13 protein-coding genes and 1 tRNA gene are annotated in these 15,206 nt (G+C 63.6%); 8 read left to right on the top strand and 6 right to left on the bottom strand.

Going from position 1 to position 15,206, the window contains the following annotated elements; genetic code table 11:
- Position 1: 1 nt before the first annotated feature.
- Positions 2–586: a ScbR family autoregulator-binding transcription factor gene (locus LFT43_RS11835; protein WP_395797003.1), complete on the bottom strand. Its 585-nt coding sequence runs from the start codon at positions 584–586 to the stop codon at positions 2–4.
- Between the two features lie 512 nt (positions 587–1,098).
- On the opposite strand from LFT43_RS11835, the gene LFT43_RS11830 reads away from it, so the two are divergent.
- A tRNA-Ala gene (locus tag LFT43_RS11830) sits at positions 1,099–1,171 on the top strand.
- A 91-nt stretch (positions 1,172–1,262) separates the two neighbouring features.
- Here the strand turns inward: LFT43_RS11830 and LFT43_RS11825 are convergent.
- The 3 genes from LFT43_RS11825 to LFT43_RS11815 all read right to left on the bottom strand — a co-directional run bounded on the left by LFT43_RS11825 (position 1,263) and on the right by LFT43_RS11815 (position 4,153).
- A complete protein-coding gene (locus tag LFT43_RS11825) occupies positions 1,263–3,200 on the bottom strand; it encodes a multicopper oxidase domain-containing protein (RefSeq protein WP_395797001.1) in 1,938 nt (645 codons plus the stop codon).
- A gap of 19 nt (positions 3,201–3,219) precedes the next feature.
- On the bottom strand, positions 3,220–3,678 hold the full coding sequence (locus LFT43_RS11820) for a DUF6220 domain-containing protein (RefSeq protein ID WP_395796999.1): 459 nt from the start codon (positions 3,676–3,678) through the stop codon (positions 3,220–3,222).
- Between the two features lie 97 nt (positions 3,679–3,775).
- Positions 3,776–4,153, bottom strand: a complete 378-nt coding sequence (locus LFT43_RS11815; RefSeq protein ID WP_395796997.1) for a cupin domain-containing protein — start codon at positions 4,151–4,153, stop codon at positions 3,776–3,778.
- 258 nt (positions 4,154–4,411) lie between these two features.
- Between LFT43_RS11815 and LFT43_RS11810 the strand changes: the two genes are divergently transcribed.
- On the top strand, positions 4,412–5,569 hold the full coding sequence (locus tag LFT43_RS11810) for a class I SAM-dependent methyltransferase (RefSeq protein WP_395796995.1): 1,158 nt from the start codon (positions 4,412–4,414) through the stop codon (positions 5,567–5,569).
- On the opposite strand, the gene LFT43_RS11805 is transcribed toward LFT43_RS11810, so the two are convergent.
- Entirely contained in the window at positions 5,566–6,477 is a 912-nt protein-coding gene (locus LFT43_RS11805) for an aminoglycoside phosphotransferase family protein (RefSeq protein ID WP_395796993.1), read from the bottom strand. The two genes, LFT43_RS11810 and LFT43_RS11805, sit on opposite strands and share 4 nt — an antisense overlap.
- 129 nt (positions 6,478–6,606) lie before the next feature.
- Between LFT43_RS11805 and LFT43_RS11800 the strand changes: the two genes are divergently transcribed.
- The 4 genes from LFT43_RS11800 to LFT43_RS11785 all read left to right on the top strand — a co-directional run bounded on the left by LFT43_RS11800 (position 6,607) and on the right by LFT43_RS11785 (position 11,096).
- The gene (locus tag LFT43_RS11800) at positions 6,607–7,860 is read left to right on the top strand and encodes an ROK family protein (protein WP_395796991.1); all 1,254 of its coding nucleotides are present in this window, start codon (positions 6,607–6,609) and stop codon (positions 7,858–7,860) included.
- 105 nt (positions 7,861–7,965) lie between these two features.
- A complete protein-coding gene (locus LFT43_RS11795; RefSeq protein WP_395796989.1) occupies positions 7,966–9,321 on the top strand; it encodes an extracellular solute-binding protein in 1,356 nt (451 codons plus the stop codon).
- A 3-nt stretch (positions 9,322–9,324) separates the two neighbouring features.
- The gene (locus LFT43_RS11790) at positions 9,325–10,221 is read left to right on the top strand and encodes a carbohydrate ABC transporter permease (RefSeq protein ID WP_395796987.1); all 897 of its coding nucleotides are present in this window, start codon (positions 9,325–9,327) and stop codon (positions 10,219–10,221) included.
- A gap of 47 nt (positions 10,222–10,268) precedes the next feature.
- Complete coding sequence (locus LFT43_RS11785; protein WP_395803036.1) at positions 10,269–11,096, top strand: carbohydrate ABC transporter permease; 828 nt, start codon at positions 10,269–10,271, stop codon at positions 11,094–11,096.
- 61 nt (positions 11,097–11,157) lie between these two features.
- On the opposite strand, the gene LFT43_RS11780 is transcribed toward LFT43_RS11785, so the two are convergent.
- Entirely contained in the window at positions 11,158–11,361 is a 204-nt protein-coding gene (locus LFT43_RS11780; protein ID WP_265981384.1) for a hypothetical protein, read from the bottom strand.
- Positions 11,362–11,812: 451 nt separating this feature from the next.
- Between LFT43_RS11780 and LFT43_RS11775 the strand changes: the two genes are divergently transcribed.
- Positions 11,813–12,781 (top strand): methylenetetrahydrofolate reductase, encoded by a 969-nt coding sequence (locus LFT43_RS11775; RefSeq protein WP_395796985.1) that lies wholly within the window; start codon positions 11,813–11,815, stop codon positions 12,779–12,781.
- Between the two features lie 65 nt (positions 12,782–12,846).
- Positions 12,847–15,183: a 5-methyltetrahydropteroyltriglutamate--homocysteine S-methyltransferase gene (metE, locus tag LFT43_RS11770; protein WP_395796983.1), complete on the top strand. Its 2,337-nt coding sequence runs from the start codon at positions 12,847–12,849 to the stop codon at positions 15,181–15,183.
- The last annotated feature ends 23 nt before the right edge of the window (positions 15,184–15,206 follow it).

The following is a 15,206-nucleotide window of genomic DNA, read 5'->3' as shown; positions in this document are numbered from 1 at the left end:
GTCAAGCGCGTCGCGCGATGGCCGGCATCATGAAACGCCACATGTCCTCAATCCGCTTGAGAACGTCACGTCGTTCGGTCAGCACGTTGGACACCATTTGAACGCCCGTGAAGGACGCAACCAGGTATCGGGCGAAGTCTGCGGCATCAATATCGGACCGCACGTCACCCTCCTGTTGAGCCTGGCGGGTCAGTATCTCCATGGTGGCGACCCAGTCCTGGTAGGGGCCTTTGACATCTCCGTTGAATGCTGAGGCCTCGAACGTCAGCCGGATGCCGGCCCGTACAATTGGCTCATCGAGCAACTGCTGGCCGAATGTTCTGCACATGGAGATCATGGTTTCCAGTGCCGGCAACCCGGCCGCGGCAATCCTCTCTCCCGCGACACGCACAATGTTGTGCTGTTCGGCGATGACAGCCAGCGCCAGGTCTTCCTTCGACTTGAAATGGAAATACAACGCGCCTTTGGTAACGGCGGCGCGCTCCGTGACGTCGCTGAGGCTCGCATTACCGTATCCGACCTCTTCAAAGATCGACGCTGCTCCCTCAATCACCGCTGTTCGGGTGGCTTTGGCACGTTGTTGCATGATCAGCCTTGAGACCTCTCGGGTTTCTACATCCGGGATACTTGAGTACACGAATCCGACTGAGCCCGGGACCGGTGAGGGCAATCGGATCCGGAGGGGCACACGTAGGGGCCCTCTCACGAAAACCCGGCACCGGGCTGCGAAACCATAACGCTACCATTGTGACCGCCGATATTTCGGTCTCCGGGAGCCCGATCCCATTCCTGGCCGGCATAGAGTTCGCAGCGCACGTGCTCTATTTTCTGCTTCCCATCAAGTCTCCCCGACGCCCGGCACATCGTAAGCCGGTTGAACGGTTTGTTTAATGACCATCCTGACTCTACACTTCGAAGCGGCGGCTCGTTGTTTGCGCAACCAGCTGAGGGGCAGTAATGGGGGGAGGTGCGGCCGAGTAATCGACCGCACCTCGGCTGTCCGCAGCGGACCGCGTTCGATTTCCTATCTCACATCCTTGTGGTTTAGTATTGACGAGTTGCTCCGGCGGGGATGGAAGTCCCCGGCAAGCAAAGTTCGGGGCTGTGGCGCAGCTGGTAGCGCACCTGCATGGCATGCAGGGGGTCAGGGGTTCGAGTCCCCTCAGCTCCACCCTAGTGGCCTTATTCGAACCATCGAGTAAGTCTGCAGCACTGAAAGGGAATCACCCGAGCGGGTGGTTCCCTTTTCTGCGTCCTGTCCATCATTCCGGGCGGTTCTGTGAGACGCCATCGTGTTTAAAGGGCGACGAGATGCCGTCGTAGGCAAGGTGGAACATCATTCCGTCCCGGGCATGGGCGAGGTTGTGGCAATGGTCCATCCAGATGCCGGGATTGTCCGCAGTGAGCAGCATTGTCCATATCTGTCCCGGCCGCACCTCCATGCTGTCCATGCGGAGATCCGTGCTGACCGGACGCCCGTCGATCGATAGCACGCGCACGTGGTGCCCATGGGGGTGCATGGGGTGGACGTCGTCGCTTCGGTTCACCACGGTGACGAGTACGCGATCGCCGTCCTGGACCAGGAGGGGCGGGATGTTGGGATACACCGCACCGTTGACGGTGAACGCGAAGCGGGGCACTCCGTCGACAAAGCGGATCAGGTGGTCAAGAACATACGTAACCGACACATCGGGGCTAGGGGTCGGGAGCGCGGCGGGCACACCATAGGTGGCCAGATCCAGCTCGGGGCCGGGCACGAAGCGCGGTGCAGGTACCGGAGGCACAGGGGAGTCCGACGGCGTTGCCCGTGGAACGAGCGAGAGCCCACCGGTGCGCGCGCCTTCGAGGGCAAGCTGGACCGGCTGATCGGGCATGGTGAACTCGACGTCGTAGCGTCCGCCGGCGGCGAGCGGCAGAACGGTCCCGGTCATTTCCCCTGCCGCGGGGCCGTCGCCTGAGGCAAGGTCGCCGCCGTCGATCGCCGTTAGCCTGAACGCGACCCCGGATAGGCTGAATCGCTGGGTGAGCTGGTCCGTGTTGATGATCCGTAGCTTCACGCGTGATCCGGGGGCTTTCTGTTCCGTCCAGACCGCAGCGTGCCCGCTGAAAAGCGTGGAGCCGCCGAGAGTGTGCACGGGCACCGTGATGTCCTGGATATCGGGAGCGGAGCCGCCTGGCGGGTCGACGACGAGCGCTCCATAGAGGCCCTTCGGCTCGTCGGTGGATGCGTTTTGGTGGGTGTGGTACCAGTAGGTTCCGGCTTGCGCGGCCGGGAACTCGTAGATGAAGCTCTGACCCGGCATGATCGCGTCCTGGGTGACACCCGGGACGCCGTCCATCGCGTTGGGCACGTCGTAGCCGTGCCAGTGGAGTGTCACCCCGTCCGGCACATTGTCGTTCACGAGTCTCACACGCACGGTCTCGCCCTGGCTGGCCCGCAGTTCGGGTCCCGGCAGCGAGCCGAACGTGAGCGCGTCGGCGTTTGTGCCGTCGTCGAGCGTGACGCGTTCGCTGCGCGCATGAAGGGTGTACTCGCGCACCCGTCCAAGCGGTGCGGGCCCGCGCAGAGCGTCCACGCTGCGGGCGGTCTCCGCAACGGGGCTTGTGCCGGCGTGGTGACCCATGGCGTGGAACGACGACGGCGGCTCGGCCCGGCTGTCCATCCATGAAACCGCGAGGGCTCCAACGAGCACAACCACTCCCAGGGAACCGGCGGCGATCGTCCCCCGGTTCCGCCAGCCATGCCTGGCCCAGAGGGTCCCGGACGCAGTTCCGAGGACTACGAGCACAGCCAGAATAGCCAGAGGGAGCCAGCCCGCCGGGGTGCCGAGCGTGACGACAGACAGGAGTCCCGCCGTCGTGAGCGCCGCTGCCGCCACCAGCACGGGGAGGACGACGGCGCGTGCCCGCCTGGTGAGTGTCAGTACCACGGCGCCGATCGCCGCGCCGGGCACAGTGAAGGCGAGGCATCCGAGAACCCGGTCGCCGACGAGCTCTGACCGTCCCGTGAGGAGAACCGCCATTCGGCCGGCGGCGAGCACCAATCCAAGTAACGCACTCGCCGTGACGGCCCATGCCGGAAGCCAGACGGGGGCCGCCGGCCGCGCCCGTACGAACCACGCGCCGAGCCCGCCGATCGACGAAGCCGCGCACAACCCGGCAAGGATCAAGTCGATCCCAAGTACGGCCGACGCCGGCATTGCCGCAGTTTTCCCGCGGTCAGGACGACGCCGGGAGGGACTCCTGGGTCTTGGCCATCACGGCACTCCCAGTTCGGTCCAGACGCCGCGCGCGGAGGAAGAGCCAGTATGTCGAGAAGATGATCAGCAGCCCGCTGACGGCGTGCACAGAGACGGCCCATGCGCCGGGCAGGTTGGGATTCTCTCGGCTCCCTCCGGTCAGGATGCCCCCGACAATGAAGACCGCGAGCTGGACATACGTGAGCAGGAAGATGCCTACGGTGAGCCAGATGGTCGACTTACCGGACTTGGCAAGGGCGGCGAAGAGGATCGCGAGGAGCGCAAGCGAACGCATGACGATCTGTCCGTTGATCGTGTGCGGGTCGAATGATGCGTCTCCGAGGAGCTTCCCGCCGAAGGTTCCGAATCCGGCGAGGTACAGCTGGACGATGGTGTCGAGGAACAAGAGCGAACTGACGATGAGCAAGGCCTTGCGCATGGGGACTCCTTGATTGCTGGGTGCGGGTGTGCTGCTGCCGGTGTCCCGGACTAAGGATCCGGGACACCGGCAGGCGGGTTTCAAGGGAGGAGGGCTGCTACTCGGGCTTGACTCCATATTCCGCTGCGCTGACAAACTCGATGGCCGAGAAGGACTCGTCGCCTACGACCCAGGCGTTGTGTCCTGGCGGGACGGTGTAGGAATCTCCTTTGGAAATGCTGATCTTCTTTCCGTCCTCTGTCTCGACTTCGAGGGAGCCGGCGACGCAGTACCCCACGTGGTTGAGCTGGCAGGAATCGGTTTGGACCACCGGTTTGATGCAATCCGCCCACGTCCAGCCTGGTTCGAAGGTGAGGCGGCCGATGGTGTAGTCACCGACAGTGACGACCTCCACCACGGTTTTGTCCGGACGGCGGGTTTCATCGGGGGAATTGTGCGACTTTACTTCAAGCTGCGTGACGATGTTGACAGTCATGGTCTGCTCACAAGGGGAATGGGAGCCTGGTCTTCTAGGTCCGCAGCGTGGCTCGCTCTCCGCAACGGACCCTGATGTGCCTGAGCTGCTTGCGGCGCGCGTGCCGTGCCCTTCAGCAGCAGGCAGACGGTCGGTTACTTGCAATCTCTACCATCCTCCGCCGCCCCCGTGTTGTCGAGACTTTCAGCGGGGGATAGATTGCTGGAGGCCGCCGGACATTCCAGCAAGCCGAGAAGCGAAAGAAGGCTCGAGTTCAGCGTGACCCCAACGGACCCTAACGACAACCGTGCAGTGGACCTTAATGCGTTGTTTGGCGGTCTGCGCCGGTTCCCCGACGTCGAGGCCGAGAACCTGCAAGCGCACGACGCCACCGATCATCTTCTCCTTGAGGCTGCGGCAAGGTATGTGCGTAGCCCGAAGACACGCGTTGCAGTGATCGGCGACCGCTACGGAGCCCTGACCCTGGGCGCTTTGGCGGCCCTCGGCGTCGAGCACATCCGTGTGACTCAAGACCTTTACGTAAGCAGGCTCGCGCTCCAACGGAACGCCGATGCGTCAGGGTTGTCCGGCCGCTTCGAACAGTTCGAGTTGGGAGCCGGGTTGCTCGACGGCGCCGAACTGGTGATCATGCAGTTACCCAAAGCGCTCGCCGAACTGGAGGAGATCGCCGACGCCGTAGCGCGCTTTGCAGCGCCGGGCGCAGTCGTGCTGGCTGGTGGACGCGTCAAGCACATGTCCGTGGGCATGAACGCCGTCCTTGAGGGCAGCTTTGAGTCCGTGCAGCCACAGCTCGCGCAGCGGAAGTCGCGTGTCCTGCTTGCCAGCGGCCCCAAGCGCCCAGCAGGTCCGGCACCCTTCCCGGTCTCGGAGCAGAATACCGAGCTCGGCATTACGGTGTGTGCCCACGGTGCCGCGTTCTCGGGCACGAAGCTGGACATCGGTACCCGATTCCTTTTGGGCTTCCTGGACAGGATTCCCGATGCGCGCCATGCGGTGGACCTCGGCTGCGGGACAGGAATCCTCGCCACGATGTACGCACGTAACCGGCCTAATGCCCGCGTTACTGCGACAGACCAATCAGCCGCAGCCGTGGCGTCCACCCGAGCCACCGCGACGGCCAACGGGTTGGGAGACCGAGTCATCGTAGTTCAGGACGACGCCATGTCCGCGTTCGAACCAGGCAGTGCAGACCTCATCTTGCTCAACCCTCCGTTCCACCTTGGTGCCAGCGTCCATGCCGGCGCGGCCACGAAGATGTTTGAGGCCGCAGCACGGGTCCTGGCTTCCGGCGGTGAACTCTGGACTGTCTACAACAGCCACTTGCAGTACCGCCCGGCGCTGGAACGGCTGATTGGTCCCACCACTGAAATAGGCAGGAACCCGAAATTCACCGTGACACGCAGCATCAAACGTTAGGCGTCAGCGGGGTTTGGTGAGCGCGGTTCGGATAGCAACTGGTCCAGGGCGAAGTGCCCGATACCCGACATCTGCGGGTTGTCATCCGAAAAACTGAGCATGGCCGTGGCGAACAAGACAGCCCAGCCTCGGGCACGGCTCCACGTGCCCGCATCAACGGCAGGCCCGAAAGCCGCCATGAAACGGTGCCGCGCACCGACGTCGAACATCAACCAAGCGACGGCGAGATCGACCGCCGGGTCTCCGGCCCCGAGGTCCCCGAAGTCGAGGACAGCCGCGAGCCGCCCGTCAGGGCGCAGGAGGACGTTCGCGGGGTGAAGGTCTCCGTGCAGCCACAGGCCGGGCCCGTCCCACGGCAGGGCCAGGCAGGCTTCAGACCAAAGCTCCCGCAAGCACGGGGCTTCCGGATAGCGGCCGGAATCTTTGAGCCGGTCCAGTACCGCGCCTGACCTCGTCCCGAGGGGAACCCCGCGGAAGGGGTTGACTGGGGCGTCCGGTGCTGCGGGCAGGTGTATGGCCATGAGGAACGCGGCCATGTCCTCGGCCGCGGCATTCCGGGTTGCCTGGGGCACAAGCGCCGCGGAGACTCCTTCCAACCAAGGAGTCACGCTCCAGTGCCATGGATAATCGGCGGACGGACGTCCTGAATGGATAGGTCGGGGGAGGGGAACGGGGGAACGCCGGGCAAACGTCGGGAGGTACTGCTGTTCGTGGAGCACCAACAGCGCTGCCGCCTCGCGTCGGGGCAAGCGAACGGCCCAATCCTTGCCGAGACGGTAGATGACGTTGTCCCAACCGTTGGCCACTAGCTCCAACGGAAGGTCCGAGAAAGCGGGCAGCTGCTCCTCAAGCAAGCTCCGCACGAGTCCCGCGGTGATGTCGAGCTCGGCTGGCGGCATGAGTGCCATGTCCCGGGGCCTCCTATCTGCAATATCCGCGTCCATTACACCTGACGAGCGTGTGGGCATACCGGGACACGCACACGTGCCGTACGATGCAAATGCAACAGCATTATTCGAATGATTTTAGGGGAATCCGTGACTGAGATCCGCCAGCCGACTCCGAGGCGCGGAACCAATCTGCCCCGAATGGGGGACTTCAACCTGACCGTCATTCTCGACGCAATCAGGCGCTCATCGGGCGGGCTGAGCCGCGTGGAACTGGCCCAGATCGTTGGACTTTCACCGCAGACAATCTCGAACATCTCGCGCCGCCTGCTGGATCAACGGCTCATTGTCGAGGCAGGCAAGGAAGGCAGCGGTCCGGGCAAGCCCCGCACCATCTTGCGCCTGAACCCCGCCGGAATGTATGCGCTGGGCGTCCACCTTGATCCTGCAGTCATTACATCCGTGGTCCTGGACCTGGTGGGCGACGTTGTGAAGCATTCCAGGATCCCCACTCCTGCCGGCGGCAATCCGCAGCGCGTCATCGCCGCCATCGCCGAGGAAATCAAGGCGCTGATCGAAGACTCCGGTGTTGATCAGGGAAAGATCGCGGGACTTGGTGTCGCGGCGCCAGGACCCATAGACCTCGATGAAGGCACCGTGGTCGGCCCGCCCCTGATGGTGGGGTGGGACCGTGTGCACTTGAGGGACGCCCTCGCTGAAGCCACCGGACTGGAGACCCTCGTGGATAAGGACGTGACCAGTGCGGCCGTCGCCGAAACGTGGGCGGGCGGACCAAGCGGTACGGGCAGCTTCATTTTCATGTACATGGGTACCGGTATCGGCTGCGGGATCGTCCTCAATGACGAAGTGGTCCGTGGAACATCAGGCAATGCCGGCGAAATCGGCCACATCATTGTCGACCCGGACGGCCCTCCATGCGATTGCGGTCTGCGTGGGTGCGTCAAGTCCTCCTGCATCCCGCAGGTCCTCGTGGCCGAGGCCGAAGAGCAGGGTGTCCTGAACGGCGGCCGTAAGGGTACGGAGGGGCCGGAAGTCCAGGAAGGCTTTGCCAGGCTCTGCGATGCCGCGGATTCAGGCGACGAACGCGCCATCGCGATTATCGACAAGTCTGCGGTGTTGGTTGCCCGGGCCGTCGCGGTTGTGACCAACACCCTCGACGTCGAACGCGTCGTCTTCGGAGGCCCTTTCTGGGGCCGCATGTCCGAGCGGTATCTGGATCGCATTCCTGCCCTTCTAGCCGCCAACAGCGCAGCGAACAGTATTCACGGCATTGAAGTTGTCGGGACCGGGGTGGGCGAAGACGTCGGGGCCATCGGGGCGGCCTGCCTGGTACTGGAACACACCCTTGCGCCGCGCGCCCAGCGGCTCCTGTTGGAAGGCTGAAGCCTTTCGCTGCCCTGCGTCGCAGGGCAGTGTTTATTAATATCGGCAACAGGCTGGGCCAGCTGAAGTGTGGGGGCTGCAGCCGCTTGAATAGATCGGAGCGTCATGCGTCGCCCAGCCCGGATCGGAGCAGCAATGCTCGGCATAGTGGGCCTTTTGGCCTCGGCCGCCTGTTCCACCCAACCGCAAGCCAATGAAAAACAGACCATCAAGATCGTCTATCAAAAGACGGACTCTTTCACCGCCCTTGACAAGGTCTTCAAAGACGCCAAACAGGAATTCGAAGCCGCCAACGCGGGCGTCACCGTGGACCTGCAGCCTATCCAAGCCAACGACGACGACTACGGCACCAAGCTCGCGCTGGCCCAGCGGTCTCCGGACACAGCACCGGACGTCTTCTACGAGGACACATTCAAGGTCCGTTCGGACGTCGATGCCGGATACCTGATGAAACTCGACTCGCAACTGGCCAACTGGGACGAGTGGTCCAAATTCAATGAGAGCGCCAAAGCCGCAGGACGCGGTGACGACGGCAGTATCTATGCCGTCCCGCTCGGCACCGACACCAGGGCGATCTGGTACAACAAGACAGTCCTCCAGAAGGCCGGCATACCGTTGCCTTGGCAGCCGAAAACCTGGGATGACATCCTCGCTGCGGCCCGCAAAATGAAGGCCGCGGATCCGAGCGTGATTCCCTTCAGCATGTACGCCGGAAAAGGCACCGGTGAGGGAACGGTCATGCAGAGCTTCTACGAACTCCTTTATGGAACGGGAAGCTCGTTGTATTCGGAAAACGACAAAAAGTGGGTGGTGGGATCCAAGGGATTCACCGATTCGCTCCAGTTCCTGAAGACCCTGTACGACGAGAAACTCGCCGTGACGCCGGCGGACGCACTCGATTCGAATGTGTGGAAGAAGGTCTTTGGTGAGTGGCTGCCGCAGGGCAAAATGGGTGCCACGGTGGAAGGCTCGTACGCGCCGTCGTTTTGGCAAAAAGGAGGCTCCTACGAGTGGGCCGGCTATGCGCAGGATATGGCCGTAGCCAAGTTTCCCACCCAGTTGGGGAAGGATCCGGGCGGCGTGAGCATGTCCGGCGGGTGGACGCTCGCCGTCGGTGCGAAGACCAAGAGCCCGGACTTGGCTTTCAAGTTCCTGGCCACTGCCGTGAACAAGAAAAACGCGCTCGCCTTCGACGTCAACAATTCGCAGATCGCCGTCCGCACCGATGTCGCTTCGGATCCCGGTTACCAGGCCGCCAACCCGTTTGTGAAGGAGGTTTCCGATCTGGTGGGTGTGACGCACTATCGCCCGGCGACTGCTGACTACCCGAAGATTTCCCTCGCAGTCCAGCAAGCCACCGAGGCGGTTATCACCGGCAAACAGGGCCCGGCGGAGGCGGCAGCTGAATACGACGCTTCGGTCAAGAAGCTGGTCGGCGACGCCAAGGTCATGCAGAAATGACGCATGGCAGTCCCTGATTCCCTACATCGCGGCTCTCTGCGTCGCCGGTTCCGCTTGCTGCCGGTAGTGCCGTCAATCCTGCTGTTGGTCCTCTTCATGCTGGCACCCGTGGCGTGGTCCTTTTACGCCTCCTTCACCAACGCCGCATTGTCCGGCAAGGCCGCCTTGAACCCTCAATGGATCGGCCTGGACAACTACGCGCGGATGCTGACGGATTCCGTCTTTCCGCTCTCTGCATGGCTGACAGTGGTTTTCGTGGCTGTGTCCGCGATACTTGGACAGAACGCCCTGGGCCTGGTCATCGCCCTTCTGATGACCAAATCCGGGGGTGCCACGGCGTCGCTCGTGGGCACCGCGGTGGTCGCTTCGTGGGTGTTGCCGGAGATCGTTGCCGCCTTCGCGGCGTATGCGTACTTCAGCCAGGACGGCACGCTCAACCAGCTCTTGGGAATGCTTGGCGTTCACGGTGCCAATTGGCTGTATGCCTTCCCCATGGCCGCTATCAGCCTGGCCAATGTCTGGCGGGGCACGGCGTTTTCCATGCTGGTCTACCGGGCGGCCCTCGCCCAGGTCCCGCGCGACATTTCCGAAGCCGCCCTCATGGACGGCGCCCGGGGGTGGCAGCGGCTCGCCTTCATCACCCTGCCTATCATTCGCGGAAGCATTGCCACCAACCTCATGCTGATCACCCTCCAGACGCTGGCGGTCTTCACCCTCATCTGGGTGATGACGGCGGGTGGCCCCTCCAACGCGAGCACCACCTTGCCGGTGCTCGCGTACCAGGAAGCCTTCAAGCTCGGAGATATCGGTTACGGCACCGCGATCGCTTCGGTGTTGATCCTGATCGGCATGGTTTTCGGAACGGTGTACGTCAGGCTCCTCCGCAGGGCCAACCCGTGACATCCCTGCGCAGTGAGCCGTGGTTTACCGAAAGGCGCCCGACGGCGGTGGCCGGGGGGCGGCCCCGTGTCCGGTTGGCTGCCAATGCTGCTTTGGCCGTGATCGGCCTGTGCTTTGTGCTGCCCCTTGCGTGGCTGCTTCTAGCCTCCGTTGATCCGCACGCCGGATACCAGACGCGATGGCCGCAATCGCCGTCGTTCGCCAACTTTGCCGCTGTGCTGACTCCTGAGCTGTTGTTCCTGCCGCTCGTGAACAGCTTCCTGCTGTCGGCTGGTACCGCCGTCGTGAACCTGGCGGCTGCGGTACTCGCGGCCTATCCGCTGTCCCGGTACCAGTCGCGATTCAACAAGCCGTTCCTGTATGCGATTCTGTTCGGTACGTCGCTCCCGGTCACGGCAATCATGGTGCCGGTCTATGGCTTGTTCGTGCAGTTGCAATTGCTGGACTCGATGCCGGCGACGATCTTCTTCATGGCAACCACCACTTTGCCCATGGCCATCTGGATGACCAAGAACTTCATGGACTCCGTGCCACTGGAATTGGAGGAAGCTGCCTGGATGGACGGCGCCTCGGGACTGGCCACCCTGCGGAGAATCGTCCTGCCCCTGATGCGGCAAGGGCTGGGCGTGGTGTTCATCTTCGTCTTCATCCAGGCCTGGGGGAACTTCTTCGTCCCGTTCATCCTGTTGCTCTCCACCGCCAAGCAGCCAGCCGCGGTTTCCGTTTTCAGCTTCTTCGGCCAGCATGGAGCCATCGCCTACGGGGAGCTCGCCGCGTTCTCCATCCTGTATTCGGTCCCTGTGCTCGTCCTTTACGCCGTGGTGGCACGGGGCTCGGGCAGCGCGTTTGCAATCTCCGGGGCGATGAAGGGCTGAGCAGCCCACAGCCAAGGCCCAAGCCACGCACTGGACCGCCCGCGGTCCGCGTCGCCCCGTGCTAGTCGATGTCCTCCACGATGGTGCCGTACGGTATGGAATCATCGAGGTGGGCCTGATGGCCGGTCAGCCCTGGGTTATAGAGGACACGGACACCGTGAAGCTTGTCGGCGGCGGATTGCATCAAAATGGGGCGAATGGTCTGGATGAACCGCTCATCCTTGCCATCGAGGTATTCCTGATAACTGGCTGGAAGCTGAATCATGGCAAAAGAATAGTCCTGCCGGACCGTCATGGGGAGGGCTACAGGACGGGGTTCTCCGTGGCGTACTCCTTGCCGCTCAAGCCACGCCGAAAGTCCAAGCGAACAATCTTCAGAAATCGGGCGAAACGTAGCGTAAAACTGCGTCTTAATTCGGTGGACGATTTGTGGCGCCCGGAGCCCCGATCTAGAGTCGTAGTCAAGTTACCGCGGTAACGTGTCAGCGATCCTCCGCCGGATCTGCCTCTCGAAGGCAGGCAGGAGGGTGTGGGTGCCCCCATGTGGGCCTGACATTTGCACACGGACAACTTCATTACAGGCGTAACAGTCGCGGCTGCGCCCTGCTGGAGTTCGTTGCGTGTATTCCCAAACTCAATTCACCGATTCTGCAGTCCAAGGCCCTGGTTTTCAAGTCCCTGGATGCGGGCCCGCTGACACACAGCCAAGGACGCAAATGTCACCACCAAGCCTCATCGACACCCATCCAAACTTGACCGGCGCTGCTCCCGTCGCGTTGTCCTACGAACTTTTCCCGCCCCGTTCTCCAGCGGCTGCCGAATCGCTGTGGACCACCATCGGCGAGCTTGAGGCCACGGATCCCGACTTCGTCTCCGTTACCTATGGCGCCAGCGGCTCCAACCGCGACACCGCCGTCGAACTCATCAACCGGCTGCTGCTTGAAACCACCCTCCGGCCGCTGGCCCACTTGACCTGCGTCGGAAACACCCCGCAGGAGCTGGCTGAGATCATTGGCGAACTCCTGGACAACGGCGTGCGCGGCATCCTTGCCTTGCGCGGCGACCTGCCCAAGGACAGCGGCAAGCCGGTCAGCGGTTCGTTGCGTTACGCCCAGGATCTGATCGAACTGATCCGCCGCGTGGAACAGCGACGTTCGGCCCTGCTGTGCGCAGGCAAGATCGCGGTCGGGGTAGCTGCCTACCCCACCCGGCACCCCGAGTCCCCGAGCATGGAGCACGACGTCGAGGTGCTGCTCGCGAAGCAGCGCTCCGGCGCCGACTTCGCCATCACGCAGGTCTTCTTCCACACCGAGCAGTATGCTGACCTGATCTCGCGTGCCCGGCGGGCGGGAGTCACCATCCCGATCATTCCAGGGGTCATGCCGTTGACGAGCCTTCGCCGGCTCAAGCGCCTCGGCGAGCTGACCGGCGTCGAACCGGCACCGGAACTCATCGAACGCCTCGCTGCCGCGGACACCGACGCCGAACGGCGCAAGATCGGAGTCCGCGCCACGGTGGACCTGGCCAACGCAGCCCTCCAGGCCGGCGCACCGGGCATCCACCTCTACACGTTCAACGAGCACACCTGTGCCCTGGACGTGCTGGACAAGCTTGCCCTGCCCCGGCCGGCGCGCCCCGCCAGCCGGCTCAGCGCCATCGCCCGGCGCCAGGAACTCGTCAGCTGAACCCGGCTACAACGCGGCCCCAAAGACAACAAACCTTTTCCACCAACTTCTTGAAGGAAATTCGAATGACTGAGCAGAACGCCACCCAATTCCCCGCAGCCTCCCTCCTCGGCTACCCGCGCATCGGCCGCCGTCGCGAACTCAAGAAGGCCGTTGAAGCCTACTGGGCAGGCAAGATCGACGCTGCTGCCCTTGACGCCGCTGCCAAGGACATCCAGCTGACCATTGCCAAGCGACTCCAGGAACTGGGCCTCAACGAAGCCGCCGCCGTTCCGGGCACCTTCTCCTTCTACGACCAGGTGCTCGACGCCACCGCACACCTGGGCGCTGTCCCGGCCCGTTTCGGCCAGCTGCTCAACGCAGAAGGCCAGCTCGATATCGATGGTTACTTCACCCTGGCCCGCGGTAACAAGGAACAGCAGCCGCTGGAAATGACCAAGTGGTTCGACACCAACTACCACTACCTCGTCCCGGAAATCGGGCCGGAGACTGACTTCAAGCTCGCGTCCAACCGCATCGTCGAGGAATTCGAGTTCGCGCTGGCCAACGGCATCGAGACCCGTCCGTACATCGTCGGCCCGGTGACCTACCTGCTCCTGTCCAAGGCTTCGGACGACGCCCCGGCAGGCTTCGCTCCGCTGTCCCGCCTTGAGGACATCCTCCCGGTCTACGTTGAACTGCTCGGCAAGCTGGCCGCCGCCGGCGCCAGCTGGATCCAGTTGGACGAGCCCGCCCTGGTTGTTGACCAGGACACCCCGGCCTCGGAAATCCAGGCTGCCGTAGCCCGTGCCTACGAGGTCCTCTCGGGTGCCGCAGCGCGCCCGCAGCTCTTCGTCTCCACCCCGTACGGCTCACTCGACGGCCAGCTCGGCACTCTTGCCGCCACCAACATCGACGCCCTGCACATCGACGTCTTCAAGGGCACGGTCCCCTCCGCAGCAGCCCTGGCCGGCCTGGGCAACAAGACCCTGGTTGCCGGTGTCGTCGACGGCCACAACATCTGGCGCAACGACCTCGCCGTCTCGGCCGCAAAGCTGGACGAGCTGAAGGCAGCAGCCGGCAAGCTTGCCGTCAGCACTTCCACCTCCACCCAGCACGTTCCGCACGACACCGCCGAGGAGACCAAGCTCTCCGTGCAGCTGCGCAGCTGGCTTGCGTTCGCTGACCAGAAGGCCGTCGAGGTCAAGACCCTTGCGGACTACCTGGCCAACCCGGCCTCCGCGAAGGCCGCCATCGATGAAGCTTCCGCCGTGATCGCCTCCCGCGCCACCGCCGAAGGCGTCCAGCGCGCCGACGTCCGTGCCCGCACCGCAGCCCTCACCGAGGCCGACTTCAACCGCTCCCAGTACCCGGTCCGCGAAGCCGCCCAGGAAGCAGCGCTGCACTTGCCGCCGCTGCCCACCACCACCATCGGATCCTTCCCGCAGACCTCGGAAATCCGCTCGGCCCGCGCCCGCAACAACAAGGGCGAGCTGAGCAACGAGCAGTACGAGCAGCTGATGAAGGACGAGATCAAGCGCGTCGTCGACCTGCAGGAAGAGCTCGGCTACGACGTCCTGGTGCACGGCGAGCCCGAGCGCAACGACATGGTCCAGTACTTCGCAGAGAACCTCGAAGGCTTCGACGTCACTGTCCACGGCTGGGTCCAGTCCTACGGCTCCCGCTGCACCCGTCCGTCCATCCTTTGGGGCGATGTCACGCGCTCGGCTCCCATCACGGTTGCCTGGGCCGAATACGCACAGTCCCTGACCAGCAAGCCCATGAAGGGCATGCTCACCGGTCCCGTCACCATCCTGGCCTGGTCCTTCGTCCGCGACGACCAACCGCTGGGCGAGACCGCCAACCAGGTGGGCCTGGCTCTGCGTGACGAGATCGCCGACCTCGAAGCCGCAGGCATCAAGGTCATCCAGGTGGACGAGCCCGCACTGCGCGAACTCCTTCCGCTGCGCAAGGCCGACCACGCCGCCTACCTGAAGTGGTCTGTTGACTCCTTCCGCCTGGCCACCGCCGGTGCTGCCGACGCCACCCAGATCCACACCCACCTCTGCTACTCGGAGTTCGGCGTCATCATCGACGCGATCGACGGCCTTGACGCCGATGTCACCTCCATCGAGGCAGCCCGCTCCCGCATGGAGGTTGTCCACGACCTCGAGGCACACCACTTCGGCCGTGGCGTTGGTCCGGGCGTCTACGACATCCACTCGCCGCGCGTCCCGGGCGAGGTCGAAGTCACCGAGCTGCTGTCCACCGCCGTCAAGCACGTTCCGTCGCGCCAGCTCTGGGTCAACCCGGACTGCGGCCTGAAGACCCGTGGCTACGCCGAGACCGAAGAGTCCCTGCGCAACCTGGTCAAGGCCACCAAGACGGTCCGCGCCGGACTGCTGGAAGCAGCAGCCAAGTAAAGCCCACGTAGTACATACGAAAG

It is taken from the genome of Arthrobacter sp. FW306-04-A (assembly GCF_044358315.1).
Taxonomy (GTDB): Bacteria; Actinomycetota; Actinomycetes; order Actinomycetales; family Micrococcaceae; genus Arthrobacter.
The sequence above is the reverse complement of the archived record's forward strand: the minus strand, read 5'-3'. Positions and strand labels throughout refer to the sequence as shown.